Genomic DNA, 20,952 nt, shown 5'->3' on the forward strand with positions numbered 1-20,952 from the left:
GGGGTGACTGATGGGGCTCGAACCCACGACAACCGGAATCACAATCCGGGACTCTACCAACTGAGCTACAATCACCACTGACTTTCAATTCTACTAACCAATACGACAGAAACAGTACATGCCGAATGGTGCGCCCAGAAGGATTCGAACCTTCGGCCTTACCCTCCGGAGGGGTACGCTCTATCCAGCTGAGCTATGGGCGCTCGCCTTGGTTAGCGACGCATATATTAGGGATAAAACACCGTCACGTCTAGCCCTGATTTGCTTTTTTTAACTGACTGATTAACTTTTGACTCATTTACGCTAACTATTTGCTCACTTCTTACTTATTCGCACTCATTTACGAGAGTTATTAACTTTATACTGACATTAATTTAGCTTGGATCACATTTGTATTTATGGTAATTATAATGATTGTTCAACAATAATTTGTTCACATAATTAATAGGATAACGGTCAACAAGGGTATGGATACTGCAATAAGTCACTCAATAGCCTCTCCACGAGTCGAGCATCTGCAAAAAAGGATCGCTCGCTTAAAGCGTTTGGCTAAAAAATATAAACGTTCTGAGACTATTCAGAACGCTTTACTGGGTATTTCTAATATTGCGACCCAGGTCACTTCACTTGATGATTTTTATCAACGAGTACACTTACATCTGCAGCAACTTATCCCTGCAGAAAACTTTTTTATTGCATCTCAAGACCAAAAAACCGGACTGACAAGTTTACCTTTTTTTGCCGACCAACAAGATTCTCACCCAACGGAACTCTACCCAGACCAGGAAATATCAGCATTACTTAATAGTGGTTTAACAGGTTATGTGCTCCGTAATGGCACACCTTTGTTATGCGACGATAATAAGTTTAATGAATTGATCGCCAGTGGCGATATTAAAAGTCTTGGCTCTCCAAGTCACCAATGGCTTGGCGTACCCATCAAGAACCAAGATGTAGTCAGTGGTGTACTTGTTGTACAAAGCTATAACGAAGCCAATACCTACGGTGAACTTGAATTAGAATTAATGGGTTTCATTTGCCATCATATTTCTGGGGTAATGGAACGGCTTGAGCATCATGAACAACTAGAACAAGCCATTGTTGAACGCACTAAAGAACTCAGCCAAGCTTATGAAAAAGTCAAAAAAGAGATAACGGAACGAGTTAAAGCCGAAAAATTGCAAAAAGCCTTATTCGAAATTGCCGATTTATCTGCATCAAATGTACTCCAACAAGACTTTTATTTACGACTTCACACTATTATGAGTCAATTAATACCGGCTGATAACTGTTTTATCTCATTGATAAACGATAACAATATGTTGTCGTTTCCTTTCTATGTTTCGCAAATGACAACCGAATATCCAGCCTCTCGTCCTATGCAGGATGGGCTAACAGAATACATCCTAGAACATAAATTACCGCGGTTATTATCATCTAAAGATATCGCTGACATGGTTGCTAATGGTGAGATTTACGCAAAATCACCAGAATTAAACAAAACCGATAGAATGCATCAATGGATAGGCATTCCGCTGATCATTAATGGCGATGTCGCTGGCGCATTAACGATTTATAGCTTGGGTGACGCTCATATTTATCAATTGAAAGATTTAGAGTTGCTGACGTTTGTATCTCAGCATATGGCCAATGCTATTGAACGTAAATTGGCGGCTGAGTCACTGAAAAATAGCCATGAGCAGTTAGAAGATAAAGTCGTTAAACGCACTCGAGCACTCGCTGAACTGAACAGCAATCTTCAACAAGAAATTAATCAGCGCCGAAAGATTGAAGATCAACTCTTACACGATGCTCAGCATGATGGACTGACAGGGTTACCCAATCGCAGCTATTTAATGGAACGATTATCACAAGCATTAAAACACTTGCGCCGGCATGGATTAGATCAGTTTGCATTATTATTTATCGATCTCGACCGCTTTAAAGTGATCAATGATTCTTTTGGTCATCTCGAAGGCGATCGCTTTTTAATTGAAACCGCACAACGTATCAAGTCATGTGTACGTGAAAATGACACTCTAGCAAGAATGGGCGGTGATGAATTTGTTATTTTGCTGGATTCTATTAATGCCACGGAAGATGCTATCGAGGTCAGTGATCGTATTTTACAAGCGTTGTCGATGCCCTATCAGCTAGCCAAACAAGAGTTCATCTCAGGTGCCAGTATCGGAATTGCATTTAGTGGACGTAATAAATTAGTCACCAGCGAGTCACTACTTCGTGATGCTGACGCTGCTATGTATCAGGCTAAAGCTAATGGTAAGGGTTGTTATGTTATTTTTGACGACAAGCTCAGCGCACAATCTAAGCTACAACATGAATTGGAAATTGATTTTAAAAACGCCCTAGACCAACAAGAATTTGAAATTAACTACGTTGAAGTGGTCGATTTTACTAATGGTGAAATCATTGCCATTGAACCTCACGTTGAGTGGCACCATCCCAAACAAGGCATAATTGAACATGGCAAAATGAAAAGTCTTGCCGCACAATACCAGCTCACACTTAATATCGACGGTTATATTTTTTCTCACTTAAGTGAACAGTATCAATTTCTTAAACAAAAATATGGACCGTCAGTATACTTACATCTATCCATTAGCAGCCAGCACATCAAAAATAAATTCGTATTACGCAATCTCAAGCAAACGATTAAAAGTAGCAACATCAATCTTGAGAAATTAATATTATTCTTTAACGAAAAAGCACTAGTGCAAGACACCGAAAACCACATCAATGGTTTCGAGCTCATCTCGCAACTAGGCGTGCAAATCGGGATTGATGGCTATGGCACAGGTTACAGTTCACTTAGTTGCCTGAGCTTTTTACCGATTAAGGCATTAAAGTTAGATGATGACATCAGTAAGCATTTACTCAATGACAAACAGTTACAATTAGTCAAAGCTTACCAACTGACGGCACAAACACTTAATTTCGATATTTACGCCACTACAGTAGACACACAACAACAAGTAAGGCAGTTTTTAGAACTGGGTTATGTGCGTGGTCAAGGACGAGCGATCAGTAAACTTTTTAACGAAAAAAAAAAGCCACATAAGGCCTGTGCCTAATCAATAAGTCCAACCCAATTAGCACTATTTTTTAAACATATCGCGTATGTTGGCGATGTGACTTTTGCTGGTTTCGACACGCTGCTCTTCTGTTTGAACAGGCTTACGGTTTTCCCAAATTAAGTCATCTTGCGGTAACTCAAGTAAAAAACGGCTCGGTTCACATCGCATTGTTTCACCAAATTGGCGACGTTCACGGCATATTACAAACCACAATTCACGTTGTGCACGGGTAATACCCACATACGCCAGACGTCGTTCTTCATCGACATTGTCTTCGTCAATACTCGACTGATGCGGCAAAATGCGCTCTTCAACGCCCACCATAAATACAAAAGGATATTCCAGTCCTTTAGAGGCATGTAACGTCATTAACTGAACTTGATCGCCACCTTCATCCTCGCTGTTGCGTTCCATCATGTCGCGCAGGGTTAATCGAGTAACCACTTCTGGTAGCGTCATCGGTTCATCTAACTCATCACCTTCGAGCATTTCGGTAACCCAGCGGTATAATTCCGAAATATTCTTCATCCTCATTTCAGCCGCTTTAGCGCTGGTACTCGTTTCGTATAAGTAATCTTCGTAATTTATTTTACGTATAAGCTGTTTAATCGCTTCAACAGGCTCACCCCGCGAGGCAACTTCACCAGTATCAACAATAAATTTACCAAATTGATACAAGGAGTTAACCGCAGCTGGTGCTAAGTGATGGTTGAGTTCAACATCAAAAATAGCTTCAAATAATGATATATGCTTTTGATTGGCAAAATTACCTAAACGCTCCAGCGATGCAGGGCCGATACCACGCTTAGGTAAGTTAACCACCCGTAAAAAAGCATTGTCATCGTCAGGGTTCACCACTAAACGTAAATATCCCATGATATCTTTAATTTCTGCACGAGAAAAAAATGAAGTACCGCCACTAAGCTTATAAGGAATACGGTTGGTCATAAGCGATCGTTCGAGTAAACGAGACTGATGATTACCTCGGTATAAAATGGCGTAATCACCGAACTTAGTCCGCCCAACAAACTTATGCCGAATGATCTCGGCAACCACTCGTTCAGCTTCCTGCTCTTCGTTAGCGGCAATTAATACTCTTAAGGGCTCACCATAAGCTAACTCACTGAATAACGCTTTGTCGTACACATGAGGGTTGTTAGCAATCAAAATATTGGCTGCCCGAAGAATACGTTGGCTTGAACGATAGTTTTGCTCTAACTTTATGAGTTTAAGTCTTGGGAAGTCAGTCCCTAATAACACCAGGTTCTGTGGCTTTGCACCACGCCAAGAATAAATAGATTGATCATCATCACCTACTACCGTAAAACGTGCTCGCTCGCCAACCAGTAATTTAACTAACTCATATTGGCTGGTATTGGTATCTTGATACTCATCCACCAGCAAATATTGAATTTTAGTCTGCCAACGGGTGCGGACTTCTTCATTCATCCGCAATAATAAGGTTGGAATTAAGATTAGGTCATCAAAATCGAGCGCATTATAAGATTTCATATGCTGAGCATACCTGGCATATAACATGGCAAATAATTGGCTTTGCTCGTCTTTTGCCATACTTTTTGCTTGCTGAGGGATCACTAATCCCCCTTTCCAATTCGATATCGCTGATGCCAAAGATTTGATCAGGTCTTTATCATCATCTAACTCATCTTCGGTCAGTTCTTTTAATAACGCGAAAGTGTCTTGGTCATCAAACAATGAAAAACCCGCTTTAAGCCCAAGCACTTTATGCTCGCGCTTAATGATTTCGAGCCCTAAGGTGTGAAAAGTAGAAATCCATAATCCGCGCGCTTCTTTGCGCCCCATAGACTGAGCAACACGTTCTTTCATTTCACGGGCGGCTTTGTTGGTAAAGGTTACTGCGGCAATATTGCGAGCTTTATAGCCACACTTTTCAACTAAGTAAGCAATTTTATTAATGATTACACGTGTTTTACCACTCCCCGCGCCAGCGAGCACTAAGCATGGACCCGATACATAATGTACGGCTTCATTTTGCCCTGGATTGAGTTTCATTAATCATTACACCTTGCTTAGCCTTAAACGAAGGCGGATCATAGCAGAATCAACTGATGACGGTTAACGAAAAATCACACTTAGTGTTTGGAAAAGCGCTTACCTCGGTTACAATTAAATCAATGTCTCAGTAGGGAATCATCATGATTAATCCAAAGAAAATAGAAGAGCTCGCGAAACAACTTAGCGATAACTTACCCAGCGGTGTTAAGCAATTTGCCGGTGAGTTTGAAGAACGCAGCAAGCAGATATTACAAAACCAATTGATGAAACTGGACGTGGTATCGCGCGAAGAGTTTGAGGTTCAGCAACATGTGTTGCTTAAAACCCGCGAGAAGCTTGAAGCATTACAAGCGCAAGTGAATGAGTTAGAAAAAAAGTTTGCCGAGTAACTAACCTAAATTCGGAATAACGATTGATATTACGGACTCTGTAATCGTTTTAACTCATTTACAGACATAAAAAATGACGCTATTTAGCGTCATTTTTTTACACCCACTAAGCTAGTTAACCTCAGTTCTGGTTAAGAGACTCTGCTAATGCATATAAGCAAAGGGCGACGTTTTCACGACGGGCACCATAGCCCATTAAGCCGATGCGCCATGCTTTACCCGCTAAAGCACCTAAGCCTGCACCAATTTCTAAATTATATTCTTCCAATAAATGCTTACGCACTGCAGCATCATCAACACCATCTGGAATATAAACGGTATTAAGTTGCGGTAAACGAGACGCTTCTTCAACCACAAATTTCAATCCAAGCTTGGTTAATCCATCGCGTAATAATTGATGCATTTTACGGTGTCTTGCCCAGGCATTTTCGAGCCCTTCATTGGCTAACAAACGTAAAGACTCATGGAGGGAATATAATGCATTAACGGGTGCAGTATGATGATAGCTGCGCTTAGCACCAGCGCTGTTGCCCCAATAACCCATCACTAAGGTTTGATCTAAAAACCAACTCTGCACCTGGGTGGTACGAGCTTTTAGTTTAGCAACGGCTTTAGGAGAAAATGACACCGGAGATAAACCAGGCACACAAGATAAGCACTTTTGGCTGCCTGAATAAATGGCATCAATGCCCCACTCATCCACCAGCAGTTCAACGCCACCCAATGAGGTCACCGCATCAACAATACTGATACAGTCATGTAATTGCGCCAAGGTGCACAATGTTTTGGCATCCGACAGTGCACCCGTTGAGGTTTCTGCATGTACAAAGGCTAAAAATTTGGCATCAGGATGCGCGACAAGTGCAGCTTCAACTTTATCTGGGCATACGGGTTCGCCCCATTCATTGTCGACGACTACTGCAACACCGCCAACACGCTCAACGTTTTGGCGCATGCGCTCACCAAACACCCCATTACGACACACGATTACCTTTTCACCTGGTTCAACTAAATTGACAAAACAGGTTTCCATACCAGCACTGCCTGGCGCCGATACCGCTAAGGTCATTTCGTTTTTAGTTTGAAAAGCATATTGAATTAAGCTTTTTAGCTCATCCATCATGCCAACAAATAATGGGTCAAGGTGGCCAATAGTCGGCCTTGATTGTGCCGCAAGCACTTCAGGATACACATCAGATGGGCCTGGACCCATTAAGATTCGGCGCGGTGGCATAAAAGCTGGAATTGTTGGCACGGGTAACATCAATGTCTCCTTAAAATGAGGTCGAATACGCTAAATACTAATTACATTAATACGATTAGTATTACTAGCATATGGAAAAATTTACCCTACATATAAAGCAACCCCAATGACATGATGCCGCGACGGCATCGTATATTGGCGATTTGGAACACAGCCACGAATATTTTTTCGTTTTAGGCGCACTGACAATACCACATTGAGGCACTAAATCACCTCTGGAGGGTATTTTAACATCAATTACCGCTTCGCTTAGCGCTATTCAAAAATAACTGATATGCCGGACTGTGGGTTTCTTCTTGATAAACGAAACCTAAGTCTGTTAAAAACTGGGCAAACGCCACATCGTCTTTCGCCGGTACTTCAAAGCCGGCTAACACTCGGCCAAAGGCTGCGCCATGGTTACGATAATGAAATAAACTGATATTCCACTTGCTCTGTAAGGTGGTTAAAAACTTCAACAACGCCCCGGGATGTTCCGGGAACTCAAAGCTAAACAAGCGCTCTTCTAGTGGCTCAAGTGGGTGACCACCGACCATATAACGCACATGTAATTTAGCGGTTTCATCTTGGGATAAATCTTGAACTTCAAAGCCTTCAGACTCAAGTTTAGCGATAATTTCGCTTAGCTCTGCTTGGCCACCGGTAAGACGAATGCCGGCAAACACCACCGCAATGTCACGGCTACTAAAGCGATAGTTAAATTCGGTCATCACCCGTTTATCGAGTAACTCGCAAAAACGTAAAAAGCTGCCAGGCTTTTCAGGGATTTTTACCGCTAGTACCGCTTCTTTTTGCTCAGCTAATTCACAGCGTTCAGACACATAACGTAAACTATGAAAATTCACATTGGCGCCACTCAATATTGCCGCGACTTTTTTCGGTGCATTAATGGAGTCACCTTGTTGGGCCATGTATTTTTTAAGCCCAGCAATCGACAAGGCCCCTGCAGGTTCAGCTATCGCGCGGGTATCTTCAAAAATATCTTTTACTGCCGCACAAATTTCATCAGAAGTAACAGTAACCACTTCATCAACGTATTCACGCGCTAAGCGAAATGGCTCAGTACCAATGCGTTTAACCGCTACGCCGTCAGCAAACAAACCGACTTGAGCCAGTGTCACTGGTTCATCGGCTTCTAATGCCGCCTTTAAACAAGCTGCATCTTCGGGTTCGACTCCAATGATCCTCACTTGTGGCATTACCGCTTTATAATAAGCCGCAATACCGGCAATTAAGCCACCACCGCCAACGGGCACAAACACGATTTCGATATCGCGTTGCTGCTGGACCATTTCTTGCGCAATAGTGCCTTGCCCCGCAATAACCGCTTCATCATCAAAAGGAGCGATATAAACACGCCCTTCTGTTACCGACAGATTCTTTGCATAGTCATTGGCTTGATCAAACGCCTGCCCATGAAGCACCACATTGCCACCTAAGCGTTTCACAGCATCAATCTTAATATCTGGCGTGGTACTAGGCATTACAATTACGGCATCAATACCGCGACTGGCAGCAGACATCGCTACCCCTTGAGCGTGATTGCCCGCCGATGCACACACCACACCTCTATCACACTCATCTTGAGTTAACGCTGCTATACGGTTGTAGGCACCACGTATTTTAAATGAATGCACAGGTTGCATATCTTCACGCTTTAGATACACCTGACAACCAAAGCGAGCAGACAATTTATTCATGCTCGACAATGGCGTCACTTTAGCCACATCATAAACAGACGATAGCAAAATTTTCTGTAAATAATAATGCGCTAAATCTAATTGAGTTTGAGACGCCAAAGCCAACATATTACCCCTCCAGCTTAGTGCGATCGCGTACAGCACCTTTATCAGCACTGGTTGCCAATAATGCATAAGCTTTAAGGGCTAATGACACATAACGCTCACGAGACACCGGCTTCCAACCTAACGGGCCTTTAGCATCCATGGCTGTGCGACGCTGAGTCAGCTCTGCTTCACTAACATTTAATTGAATGCTGCGCTTGGGAATATCGATCGCAATTTGATCGCCGTTTTCGATCAGTGCAATAGTGCCACCTGATGCTGCTTCTGGTGACACATGGCCAATAGACAAACCAGAAGTACCACCCGAAAAACGACCATCGGTAATTAACGCACATTTAGCGCCTAACCCACGCGATTTCAAATAGGTTGTTGGATACAGCATTTCTTGCATACCAGGGCCACCTTTTGGGCCTTCGTAGCGAATAACAACCACATCACCTTCAACCACTTCGCCGCCTAAAATACCGGCTACCGCATCATCTTGGCTTTCGTACACGCGAGCACTACCAACAAAAGTTAAATTAGACTCATCAACCCCTGCCGTTTTGACAATACAGCCATCAACGGCCACATTACCTGACAATACCGCTAAGCCACCTTCTTGACTAAAGGCAAACTCACGCGAGCGAATACAACCATTTTCACGGTCGTCATCAACACTGTCCCAACGGCAATTTTGGCTAAATGCTTTAGTCGTTGGAATACCAGCAGGGCCGGCACTAAAAAAGCGGATCACAGCTGGGTCGTTAGTTTGTTTAATGTCGTATTTAGCTAAAACTGATTTTAAATCGCCGCCATTGTCTGCGGCCACATGCGGTACATCGTTATGGATTAAACCTGCTCTATCTAACTCGCCTAAAATACCCATCACCCCACCAGCACGGTGAACATCTTCCATATGATATTTAGGCGTTGATGGTGCAACTTTACATAGATGAGGCACTAAGCGCGATATGCGATCAATATCGGCCATAGTAAAGTCAATTTCCGCCTCTTGCGCGGCAGCCACTAAATGCAACACTGTATTAGATGAACCGCCCATGGCAACATCAAGTACCATGGCATTTTCAAATGATTTAAATGACGCAATATTACGTGGCAATGCCGTTTCATCGTCATGCTTGTAATAACGTTCAGCCAACATCATCACGCGACGACCCGCTTCTAAAAATAATTCACGACGGTCTTCATGAGTTGCGAGCATGGAACCGTTACCCGGTAACGATAAGCCTAAGGCTTCGGTTAAACAGTTCATCGAATTAGCAGTAAACATGCCCGAGCATGAGCCACAAGTAGGGCAAGCACTGCGTTCGATTTGCTTACTGTCTTCGTCACTGACATTAGAGTCTGCACCGGCGATCATGGCATCAACTAAATCAAGCTTAATAATTTGATCAGATAGCTTGGTTTTACCCGCTTCCATTGGTCCACCGGATACAAATACCACCGGAATATTTAACCGTAACGCCGCCATTAACATGCCAGGAGTAATTTTGTCGCAGTTAGAAATACACACTAATGCATCTGCACAATGCGCATTCACCATGTATTCAACACTGTCTGCAATTAACTCGCGCGACGGTAAGCTATACAGCATGCCGCCATGGCCCATAGCAATACCGTCATCTACGGCAATGGTATTAAATTCTTTGGCAATGCCGCCTGCTTCTTCAATGGCACCTGCAACCAATGATCCCATATTCTTTAAATGCACATGCCCAGGGACAAACTGAGTGAACGAATTGGCTATCGCGATGATAGGTTTACCAAAATCATTTTCTTTCACGCCAGTGGCACGCCATAGTGCGCGGGCGCCTGCCATGTTGCGGCCTTCGGTGCTGGTTGCTGAACGTAATTTTGGCATTGCTAATATCCTTGTTTAATGTGGATCGCGTTATCGGTTTATTCACCTTATAACGACTAAAATAATCTCTAACTACATAATCTCTAACTAAATAGTCTCTAACTAAATAATCTCTAACTAAATCGTGCTGGATTTAATCGTAAACTCTAGCCGTTGGCGACTTGGTTTAATGGTGCCGCCGATAGCACTTTACAGTGCGTGACATCGATTAATTTATCTAACTGGTTGCTGAGCAATTCAATGGCACGTTCGGCCTCAACCCATAAATCGACCGCCATACTGGCGTCTTCATTAATGCGAACCTGCATTTGGGTGACTTTAAAACCACGATGGCGAGTAACACGTAGCACGCGTTCCAGTACTTCGGGACGTTGTTGAACGGTTATTTCTAATGCATGCATCATGTTTGCTTCTCCATTTGATCCATCATTTCACTATTACTCGCACCCGGTGGCACTAGAGGCCATACATTAAAAGCATCATCAATCGACACATGTAACATAAAAGGACCGCTACTATTCAACATATCATCTAACCCTTGTTCGACTTGATCCGCTCGCGTTATCGTTCGACCTGGAATATCAAACGCCGATGCCATCAGGACAAAGTTAGGATTGTCAGATAAATCTGTTTCACTGTAACGCTCTTCAAAAAATAACTGTTGCCATTGCTTAACCATACCCAGTTTTTGATTATCAATCAGTAAGATTTTTACCGGCAATTTACGACGCTTAATGGTGGTCAATTCTTGAACATTCATCATAAACGAACCATCACCAGAGACCGTGACCACTGTCGCATCAGGTCGGGCAACTTGGGCGCCAATCGCAGCAGGTAAGCCAAAGCCCATAGTGCCTAAGCCAGCGCTGGATAAATGATCCTCAGGACGGCGGAACCACATGTGCTGTGCAACCCACATTTGATGCTGGCCTACATCACAAGCAACAACACTGTCTTCTGGTAGTTTATTGGCTAAACGGCGTAACATCGCTGGCGCATAAATTAAATCACCTGGATGTTGGTAATTCCATTGGTGCTTACGGGATAACTCCTCAACATCGGCTTGCCATTGAGCAATATCCAGTTTGCCAGTAACGGCGGCCGTTAATGCAGGTAACACTATGCTAAGTTCAGCAGCTATCGCCACGTCAGCTTGACGTAACTTACCGATTTCGGCGGCATCGATGTCTAAATGCAATACTTTGGCATTACTGGCAAAACTCGCAAGCCGACCGGTAACGCGGTCATCAAAACGCGCGCCTACTACCATCAATAAATCACATTCTTGCACAGCAAGGTTTGCCCCTTTGCCACCATGCATACCCAACATACCTAAATAACCTTTAGTGCCATGTGCAATACTGCCCAAACCCTTTAACGTTGCCACTGATGGAATGCCTGTGGTGTCGATAAACTGACGCAACTGCGCAACTGCGCCAGCCATACCCACACCACCACCAACATACAACATAGGCTTCTTAGCGTGCTTAATTAATTCCGCTGCCGCATCTAAGTCAGTCACCAGAGGCTGTAATTCATCATTAACACTTTGAAGGGGGGTTTTGTATTCTAATGCTGCAAGTTGAATGTCTTTGGGAATATCAACTAAAACCGGACCAGGACGTCCTTCTGCTGCAATTTCAAAAGCGCGATATAAGGTGGGAATAAGCTCATTGATGTCGGTGACCATAAAACTGTGTTTGGTGCATGACAACGACATACCTAATACATCTATCTCTTGGAATGCATCGGTACCGATAACACTAGTAGACACTTGGCCCGTTATGGCAACTAGTGGAACCGAGTCAAGTAAAGCGTCGGCAAGTGAGGTGATTAGGTTAGTGGCCCCTGGGCCTGATGTTGCAAAGCACACCCCGGTTTTACCACTAGCACGGGCATATCCCACGGCAGCAAACGCGGCACCTTGTTCATGACGGCTAAGCAAGTGCTCTACAGGACCACCATAAAGGGCATCATAGATTGGCATAATCGCCCCACCAGGATAACCAAATACGGTTGTCACACCATGTGCTGCTAGCACTTTGATTACTGCATCCGCGCCGCGCATTTTCTGTCCTGCTTCCATATGTTGCTCTCTACTTCGTCAATGGTTCTGCTGCTCTACTGTGTAATATTGGGTCTTTGGTTTTACTTAAGCCTAAAACTAAAAAACCCCCGGTCCTTTCGGAGCGGGGGTTTTTGCAATCTGTTTGACTCTTAGGTCAGTCTAGTTGCCAAAACGCCACCCCCGCTGTGACTTAATAATCACTACGGTAATAATGTCGAGAATGAGAATGGCTGTGTGGTTTAACATGTTTTAGACTGTATCCTAAGTTTCTAGTATTAATTCGTTTGGTTATGTTCAAATAACATTACGGTATAACTAACAAGTACCATAAAAGATTTATCCAGCACAACTAAAAAATTGCCATTATAAAAAAAATTCAGCTTCCCTGCCGAGACAATGCAAACAACAACAAAAACTTAACGCATGAGTTCAACGAATAAATAATTAGAACTCAATCTAACAATTTGTTTTTTCAGCGTCCTAATCAATAACATTAGGACGTTTCGATTGATGCCTGTCCGACAACGACAACATAAACATGTTGCAAAAAACACTGAACAGGTACTTCACCAGTGACCTTATACGTTAGCTCGCTTCAACAATACTTTTCATATCGGTCATGTAACCACGTAACTCAGCGCCGATATACTCAACCTCTGTATTACGAATTTGTTCATTGACGTCGATTAAGCGAAGGTTATCAACACCTGTTGCTTGATCTTTAAGTCCAGCACCTAAATACTCAGATGGCATAGCGTTAACATAATCACGTAACATAGGTACCGCTGCATGGTTGAATAAGTAACAACCGTATTCAGCCGTATCCGAAATAACCACATTCATTTCATATAAACGCTTACGTGCAATTGTATTGGCAATCAACGGTGTTTCATGTAGCGATTCATAATAAGCCGACTCTTCAACAATGCCTGCTGCAACCATGGTATCAAATGCAAGTTCAACACCCGCTTTGATCATTGCCACTAAGAAAATACCTTTGTCGAAATAGGTTTGTTCATCGATATGTTCAGATGACACAGGCGCATTTTCAAATGCGGTTTCGTTGGTTTCAGCTCTCCAACGCAACAAGTTAGTGTCATCATTAGCCCAATCTTCCATCATAGTGCGAGAGAACTCACCGCTGATAATATCGTCCATGTGCTTTTCAAATAATGGCTTAAGGATAACTTTCAACTCTTCAGCCATATCAAATGCTTTGATTTTAGCTGGGTTTGATAAGCGGTCCATCATGTTGGTAATGCCGCCGTGCTTAAGCGCTTCGGTAACGGTTTCCCAACCTTGTTGAATTAACTTGCCGGCATAACCAGGCTCAACACCATCAGCGACCATTTTCTCGTAACCTAAAATGGCACCCGTTTGTAACATGCCACATAAAATGGTCTGCTCGCCCATCAAATCTGACTTAACTTCAGCCACAAACGATGACATTAATACACCGGCGCGGTCGCCACCGGTAGCACTGGCATAAGCTTTAGCAATCGCTAAGCCATCACCATTTGGATCATTTTCTGGATGCACTGCAATCAATGTTGGCACACCAAATCCACGCTTGTATTCTTCACGGACTTCTGTAGCAGGGCATTTTGGCGCAACCATAACCACAGTAATGTCTGGACGAACTTGCATGCCTTCTTCAACGATATTGAAACCATGTGAATAAGATAACGTAGCACCTTGCTTCATTAATGGCATAACCGCGTTTACAACATTAGTGTGTTGCTTGTCTGGTGTAAGGTTTAACACTAAATCAGCCGCAGGAATAAGCTCTTCAAAGGTGCCGACTTTAAAGCCGTTATCGGTGGCTTTTTGCCACGATGCACGCTTTTCTGCAATAGCTTGTGGACGTAAGGCAAAAGAAATGTTTAGGCCTGAGTCACGCATGTTTAAACCTTGGTTAAGGCCTTGGGCGCCACAACCTAAAATCACGATATTCCAATCTTTAATATATTGGCAACCGTCACTGAATTCAGTACGGTCCATAAAGCGGCATTGTGCTAATTGAGCTAATTGTTGACGTAAATTCAGAGAGTTAAAATAGTTAGCCATCTGATACCACCTATAAAATTTAGTAATTTGGGACTCAACATCTTATAAGTCAGCGACCCTAAGCGTTGTGATTGAAGTCACTATAGCGCATGCATATGATTGCTTAAAATGATATATTCGGGACATGACGTTGCAATTACTGCAACATGGAATGCTTAACCTAATATTTAACTTAACTCTCAACTTAATACGTGCTTGAAGGTGCTGTGATGGATATCCGTTCACTTAAAATGTATTTACACTTATGCGATAGCCTGCATTTTGCCAAAACGGCTGAGCAATCGCATGTTAGTCCGTCAACCTTAAGCCGTGCGTTGCAGCGGTTAGAAGAGGAACTGGGCAGTAAATTATTTGACCGAGACAATCGAAGCGTCACCATTACTCACGCAGGCGTTGAATTTAAACGTTTTGCAGAGCAAACATTATCGGAATGGACCCAGCTGCGCAGTCGAATTGACCCAAGCCAACAGTTTTTACATGGCAATCTTAATTTGTACTGTTCAGTTACCGCAGCTTATAGCCATTTACCGGCACTGTTAGATCGGTTTAGACGTGAGCATCCCCATGTCGATATCAATCTCAACACGGGAGATCCAGCCAATGCGGTCAACCAAATTCAAAAAAATCGCGCCGATATCGCGATTATTGCATTACCGGAGGCGTTTCCAAGTAGCTTGCATTTTACTCCGATTGATAAAGTACCGATTTCCGTCATTGCGCCCACAATACAATGCCAAGTTCAGCAATGGGTAAACCAGCCAAAAATTGACTGGGCTAAACTGCCCTATATCGTACCGGACCATGGTCCCGGCAGAAAAAGGATTGATTTATGGTTTAAGCAAATGGGCATAAAACCCAATATTTATGCCCAAGTCTCTGGTCAGGAGGCGATTGTCTCTATGGTCGCGCTCGGCTGTGGTGTTGGTATTAGTCCAGAAGCGGTGATCCACAATAGTCCGGTACGCGATCGCATCCAAATCTTAGCTTCGCCAATCCCGATCCCGCCATTTGAATTAGGCTGTTGCTGCAAAGAAAAACGCACCAATGATCCAATCATTAGTGCGTTCTTAGACATCATTTAATGGTGCCGTGTAGATTGTTTAAGCTAATTGACTTAAGGCAGTGGCGGCATCTCAATATCTAACCGAGTAACCAGTAGTTGGTCGACTTTGTATGAGTCAATATCGACTACCTCAAATTTGTAACCTGCATAATTGACAAAGTCAGTACGTTTGGGGATTTTGCGCAACATATACATCATAAAACCAGCAATGGTTTCGTAATTTTGATTATGCGGAAACACTTCAATATTAAATGCTCGCATGACATCAGTAATCGGTGTAACCCCATCGACTAACCAAGAGTTACCATCACGGGCAACAATTTGTTCTTCACTTTCATGTAATGACCACGCGCCCATAACGGCACTTTGTAAATCATTGGTGGTAACTATGCCAACAACCAAAGCATATTCGTTCATCACCACCGCAAAGTCGGAACGATTATTCTTAAAATATTCCATCGACTCAGACAAGGTTAACGTATCTGGAATGATGAGGCAGTTATGCACTAACGTACTGCCTTTTAAGGTGATGTTCTCGCCGTTAATTACCCTAATCAGTAACTCTTTTGCATCAACAAAACCTTTGATCATATCCAGTTGACCATCACAAACTAAAAATTTGTTATGCGGGTTTTTAGCAATTTTCTGTTTGATGTCTTCTTCGCTGTCTTGCAGTAAAAAATACACTAAACTTTCACGTGCTGTCATTGCAGAGGTCACCGACACCGACTGCATTTCAAACACGTTTTCCATCATTTGTTGTTCGCCTTTATCCATCACCCCAGCTTCAGTACCGGCTGTCATCATGGCGTAAATATCATCATGGGTGACTTGGTCGTTACGTGCTGTAGGCACTTGCAACAATTTAAAAATTGCATTGGCCAAACCATTAAAAATCCACACAAACGGCTTTAATACTTTAATGCACAAAATAATTGGCATTACAAAAGTGACCGCAACTTGCTCTGGGATCACCATAGCAATTCGTTTAGGCATCAAATCAGCAAATAAAATAAACAATGAAGTGACCGTCACAAATGAACAAACAAAACTCAGCTGTAAACCCCACTCATTGCCCAATAAAGGCAACAGTAATTGTTCAAAATGAGGTCTAAAGGCTGATTCACCCACAATACCGCCCATAATCGCGACCGCATTGAGTCCGATTTGTACCACGGTAAAAAAACTGCCTGGATGCGCCTGAAGTTTAAGCACTTTTGCGGCACGCAAATCGCCCTCATCAGCCATTAATTGCAAACGCATTTTTCGTGATGCCGCGAGGGCAATTTCAGACATAGAAAAAAAACAACTAATGCCGATCAGGCACAAGATGATCAATAAATTATCAGAGAGGCTCATAGTTTACCTTTACCTGAATACTAGCCAAAATATCAGGAATGTATGTACATATCTTTGTTGCAAAATGGGCAAATGCAAGACCTCAGCCATTTATTAACATTCAAATTAATAAGGCTAATGATTCAATACAGATAGAAATAACGAGTGATGGAATATCATTATAGTGTTTCACGACAACAGACCTATTTATAATCGGTCCTTGTGAACGATAAAGCGACGGTATTCTACTCAACATCAGTCATTTAAACTAGCTTACAAGCACAACTTTATCTCACTTATTTAGCCTTTATCACGCAAAAAAAAACATCACTGCTAAACTGTAACCACCTCTTCATTTGTATATTATTCAAACAAAAGGAATTGTTGATGGCGATAGCCTGTGTATTTACTCGAGCAAGTTGTGGTGTAGAAGCGCCAAGAGTCACTGTTGAAGTTCATTTAAGCAACGGTTTACCCGCATTTAATCTAGTCGGACTGCCAGAAACTTCTGTCAAAGAAGCCAAAGAGCGTGTCAGAAGTGCGTTGATTAATGCGGGATTTGAATTCCCTCAAAAAAGAATTACCGTCAACCTAGCCCCAGCAGATTTACCAAAACAAGGTGGCCGCTATGATTTGCCTATTGCAGTCGGTATTCTCGCCGCATCAAATCAAGTTCCAGCTAAAGCGTTACACCAATGCGAGTTTGTTGGTGAGCTGGCTCTTTCTGGGCAAATTAGACCTTGCAGTGGATTATTGCCAGCCATTATTGCGGCACGTAATGATCAGCACCATTTTTTTATGCCCATCGAAAATAGACATGAAGCAGAGCTGGTTGGCTATAAGCACAGTTATTTTGTCGCTCACTTGCAAAACTTGGCGGCATTCCTACATGGCCAAGCACAATTGCCGTTACTCGATACCTTACCCGAGTGGATTGAAGAAGAACCTCTGATGCAATCATCGCTATGTATGAGCGATGTCATTGGCCAATATCAGGCAAAACACGGGCTTGAAATCGCCGCAGCCGGAGGACATAACATGTTGTTTATTGGCCCCCCAGGGACGGGGAAAAGTATGTTAGCCAATCGTATTATTCCGTTATTGCCAAAACTCACTTACGATGAAGCCATTGAAGTAGCAGCGATTCATTCTGTCGCCGGATTACATGTACAACCGCAAAACTTCCTTAACCGCCCTTTTCGCTCGCCGCATCATACATCATCATCTATTGCACTTATTGGCGGCGGCAGCCATCCCAAACCAGGTGAGATATCATTGGCGCACCGTGGAATATTATTTCTTGATGAAATAGCAGAGTTTCCTCGAAAGGTACTAGATTGTCTTCGAGAACCTTTGGAAACGGGTCAAGTTGAGATTTCACGTGCGGCAGCAAAATTGACCTTCTTAAGTCGATTTCAACTCATTGCCGCAATGAACCCAAGCCCTTGTGGTGATACGGAGCGCGCACGTTCGACCCCGGATCAAATTCAGCGTTACTTATCACGTTTATCTGGGCCGTTTTTAGACCGCTTCGATTTAACCGTAGATGTTCCTAAACTTCCTGCTGGCACGTTAACCCAACAACACCAACCCAGTGAGTCCAGCGTTGAAATAGCTAAACGGGTCAAACAAGCACGCGATCTACAGCTCAGCCGCGCTGGGGTATTAAACAGTGAATTAACCCCAAAACAACTCAAACAAGATGGCGCTATAACTCAACCAGATCTCGCTTTTTTAGAACAAAGTGTCGTGAGCTTAGGATTGTCTGTACGTAGTTTTCATCGAATTCAACGGGTATCTCGTACCATTGCCGACTTACAGCAATCCCCTACAACTGAGCGCAGTCACATAGCTCAAGCCCTTGGTTATAGGGCCATGGATCGATTACTGGCAAAATTGAATCAGCAATAAACGTAATTTAACCTATCGTATAGATTGAGCAAAACTGCGACTACGAGTAACATAGCCCTCCGTTTAATAGGAGAGAAAAATGTCGCTGCTTTCGAAAATCAAAGGTTCAATTGCATTCTTATGCTATTTATTTAATACCATTTTTTGGACCATCCCTATCTTGGCGTTCAGTATTGTAAAATTGATCCCGATTGGCATTTGTCAAAAAATCTGTAGTTATATTCTCGACAATTGCGCTACTGCATGGATCGGTGTCAATACGATAGTAGAATCAATTTTTCATCCAATGCGTATCAATGTCACTGGCGACCAATCTTTTTCTGAACAAGAATGGTACATGGTTATTGCTAACCATCAATCGTGGGTCGATATCCTCATTTTACAGCGAGTATTTAACCGCAAAATTCCCTTTTTAAAGTTTTTCCTCAAACAAGAACTGATTTTTGTCCCAGTACTTGGCCTCGCTTGGTGGGCATTAGACTTTCCATTTATGCGCCGTTACAGCACCTCACAGTTGCGAAAAAATCCTAAATTGAAAGGTAAAGATATCGAGATTACTCGTAAAGCCTGTGAGAAATTTAAAACGAAACCTGTGAGTATTATGAACTTTGTTGAAGGTACTCGTTTTACGACAGCTAAACATGATAAACAAGGCTCACCTTTTCAGCACCTTCTAAAACCTAAGGCTGGAGGAATGGCATTCGCATTATCCGCTATGGGAGAGCACATTAATAAACTGGTTAATGTCACCATATATTATCCAGATACCGTACCGACTTATTGGCACTATATTTGTGGTGGATTATCAGAGGTAAGAGTGGACATTAAAATCACTGATATTCCTCAGCGTATGCGTGGTGACTACCTAAAAGATCGCGAATTTAAAATTGAATTTCAAGAGCAGCTCAATCAACTTTGGCTAGATAAAGACCTGCAGTTACAAAATTTTGCGTCACAAGCAAAACAAGAGGGTTAACACAATATGCTGGCTTTTTTACCTGGTCCAATACTGTTTATTATCAGTCTGACGCTATTGATCATCAATACCATTGTATGGAGCTCATTATTAACCATTGGCGGTGTGGCTAAATTATTACTGCCGTTCTTGCCTGCTCGCCGATTATTAACGCGAATAATGAACCGTTTTATGTGGTCATGGGCCACATGCAATGGCGGTATTTTATATTTGATATCCAACATTGAATGGGATGTAAAAGGGTTAGATAAACTCGACCCAAACGGTTGGTATTTACTGATCAGTAACCATGTCAGTGGCTTTGATATTGCAGCCCAAACGTATTTATTGCGTAACCATATTCCAATGTTGAAGTTCTTTTTAAAAAAAGAACTATTATATGTACCAATAATGGGCTTAGGTTGCTGGGCGCTCGACATGCCGTTTATGGATCGTACGAGTGCAGCAAAACTGAAAAAAAATCCTAAATTGAAAGGCAAAGATCTGCAAACAACCCGCAAAGCTTGCGAGCGTTTTAAGGACATGCCTACATCGATTATTAATTATGTTGAAGGCAGTCGGTTTACCGAAGAAAAACGACTACGTCAGAATTCACCTTATCGCCATTTATTACGTCCTAAAGCCAGTGGGATAGCTTTTACACTCTCAGCAATGGGCGAACAGTTTACCGGCCTGCTAAATATCACCTTGGTTTATCCTGAAACCTCGGAAAAAGTATTGGCGAATGTGATGCACGGACGCACTAAAAAAGTGGTGATCCGTATTGACACTCTGCCCGTACCCAAAGTGGACTCAGAGGTCTACTTTTCAAGCCCAGAAACTCGTGTCGAATTTCAGCGGTGGTTAAATCAGCTTTGGCTTGAAAAAGATCAGCAAATAGATGACATAATAAAAGCTTACCAACAGCAGTAACTGCATTGAAGAGGCTAAACTGTCATAAAACCGACAAATGACGATTTTCTGTTGCGTTAAAGGTGTAAAACTGTCAGTTTTATAAGGAAAAAGAGTTTATCGATAACTCAATTGATAAAATTAATTAACAATTGAATGTGTAAGACTTAATGTCGGGTTTTAT

Annotated in this window: 14 protein-coding genes and 2 tRNA genes; 6 read left to right on the forward strand and 10 right to left on the reverse strand. The window is 42.6% G+C overall.

Annotation, left to right across the window (positions count from 1 at the left end; genetic code table 11):
- Positions 1-2 precede the first annotated feature (2 nt).
- Both AAEY99_RS06755 and AAEY99_RS06760 read right to left on the reverse strand, forming a co-directional pair.
- Positions 3-75: transfer RNA gene (locus AAEY99_RS06755), tRNA-His, on the reverse strand.
- Between the two features lie 51 nt (positions 76-126).
- A tRNA-Arg gene (locus tag AAEY99_RS06760) sits at positions 127-203 on the reverse strand.
- A gap of 264 nt (positions 204-467) precedes the next feature.
- Between AAEY99_RS06760 and AAEY99_RS06765 the strand changes: the two genes are divergently transcribed.
- Positions 468-3,092 (forward strand): sensor domain-containing phosphodiesterase, encoded by a 2,625-nt coding sequence (locus AAEY99_RS06765; protein ID WP_351009748.1) that lies wholly within the window; start codon positions 468-470, stop codon positions 3,090-3,092.
- A gap of 24 nt (positions 3,093-3,116) precedes the next feature.
- Here the strand turns inward: AAEY99_RS06765 and rep are convergent, their stop codons facing one another.
- The gene (gene rep / locus AAEY99_RS06770; protein WP_011635917.1) at positions 3,117-5,129 is read right to left on the reverse strand and encodes a DNA helicase Rep; all 2,013 of its coding nucleotides are present in this window, start codon (positions 5,127-5,129) and stop codon (positions 3,117-3,119) included.
- Positions 5,130-5,272: 143 nt separating this feature from the next.
- On the opposite strand from rep, the gene ubiK reads away from it, so the two are divergent.
- Positions 5,273-5,521, forward strand: coding sequence for a ubiquinone biosynthesis accessory factor UbiK (ubiK, locus tag AAEY99_RS06775; RefSeq protein ID WP_059746313.1), 249 nt, complete (start codon positions 5,273-5,275; stop codon positions 5,519-5,521).
- 121 nt (positions 5,522-5,642) lie between these two features.
- Here ubiK and AAEY99_RS06780 read toward each other — a convergent pair whose 3' ends face one another.
- The 6 genes from AAEY99_RS06780 to ilvC form a co-directional block, all read right to left on the reverse strand.
- Positions 5,643-6,785: a pyridoxal-phosphate-dependent aminotransferase family protein gene (locus tag AAEY99_RS06780; RefSeq protein WP_351009750.1), complete on the reverse strand. Its 1,143-nt coding sequence runs from the start codon at positions 6,783-6,785 to the stop codon at positions 5,643-5,645.
- A 233-nt stretch (positions 6,786-7,018) separates the two neighbouring features.
- Positions 7,019-8,593, reverse strand: coding sequence for a threonine ammonia-lyase, biosynthetic (gene ilvA, locus AAEY99_RS06785; RefSeq protein WP_351009752.1), 1,575 nt, complete (start codon positions 8,591-8,593; stop codon positions 7,019-7,021).
- Position 8,594: 1 nt separating this feature from the next.
- The gene (gene ilvD, locus AAEY99_RS06790; RefSeq protein WP_162022167.1) at positions 8,595-10,454 is read right to left on the reverse strand and encodes a dihydroxy-acid dehydratase; all 1,860 of its coding nucleotides are present in this window, start codon (positions 10,452-10,454) and stop codon (positions 8,595-8,597) included.
- Positions 10,455-10,600: 146 nt separating this feature from the next.
- Positions 10,601-10,858 carry an acetolactate synthase 2 small subunit gene (ilvM, locus tag AAEY99_RS06795; protein ID WP_011635912.1) on the reverse strand — a complete coding sequence of 86 codons (258 nt, stop codon included), beginning with the start codon at positions 10,856-10,858 and terminating at the stop codon, positions 10,601-10,603.
- Entirely contained in the window at positions 10,855-12,540 is a 1,686-nt protein-coding gene (gene ilvG, locus AAEY99_RS06800) for an acetolactate synthase 2 catalytic subunit (protein ID WP_162022166.1), read from the reverse strand. The genes ilvM and ilvG overlap by 4 nt, the downstream gene beginning before the upstream one ends.
- Before the next feature lie 567 nt (positions 12,541-13,107).
- Positions 13,108-14,589 (reverse strand): ketol-acid reductoisomerase, encoded by a 1,482-nt coding sequence (ilvC, locus tag AAEY99_RS06805; protein WP_192116352.1) that lies wholly within the window; start codon positions 14,587-14,589, stop codon positions 13,108-13,110.
- A 209-nt stretch (positions 14,590-14,798) separates the two neighbouring features.
- Between ilvC and ilvY the strand changes: the two genes are divergently transcribed.
- A complete protein-coding gene (ilvY, locus tag AAEY99_RS06810; RefSeq protein ID WP_351009756.1) occupies positions 14,799-15,671 on the forward strand; it encodes an HTH-type transcriptional activator IlvY in 873 nt (290 codons plus the stop codon).
- A 32-nt stretch (positions 15,672-15,703) separates the two neighbouring features.
- Here the strand turns inward: ilvY and paeA are convergent, their stop codons facing one another.
- A complete protein-coding gene (gene paeA / locus AAEY99_RS06815; RefSeq protein WP_101087269.1) occupies positions 15,704-17,011 on the reverse strand; it encodes a polyamine export protein PaeA in 1,308 nt (435 codons plus the stop codon).
- Between the two features lie 366 nt (positions 17,012-17,377).
- On the opposite strand from paeA, the gene AAEY99_RS06820 reads away from it, so the two are divergent.
- The 3 genes from AAEY99_RS06820 (at position 17,378) to yihG (AAEY99_RS06830) (ending at position 20,789) form a co-directional block, all read left to right on the forward strand.
- Positions 17,378-18,901: a YifB family Mg chelatase-like AAA ATPase gene (locus AAEY99_RS06820; protein ID WP_351009757.1), complete on the forward strand. Its 1,524-nt coding sequence runs from the start codon at positions 17,378-17,380 to the stop codon at positions 18,899-18,901.
- A 79-nt stretch (positions 18,902-18,980) separates the two neighbouring features.
- Entirely contained in the window at positions 18,981-19,877 is an 897-nt protein-coding gene (yihG, locus tag AAEY99_RS06825; RefSeq protein WP_351009758.1) for a 1-acylglycerol-3-phosphate O-acyltransferase, YihG family, read from the forward strand.
- Positions 19,878-19,883: 6 nt separating this feature from the next.
- Positions 19,884-20,789, forward strand: coding sequence for a 1-acylglycerol-3-phosphate O-acyltransferase, YihG family (yihG, locus tag AAEY99_RS06830; protein ID WP_351009761.1), 906 nt, complete (start codon positions 19,884-19,886; stop codon positions 20,787-20,789).
- Positions 20,790-20,952: the final 163 nt, after the last annotated feature.

This window comes from Shewanella sp. S1-58-MNA-CIBAN-0166 (genome assembly GCF_040310085.1).
In the GTDB taxonomy this organism is placed as follows: domain Bacteria; phylum Pseudomonadota; class Gammaproteobacteria; order Enterobacterales; family Shewanellaceae; genus Shewanella.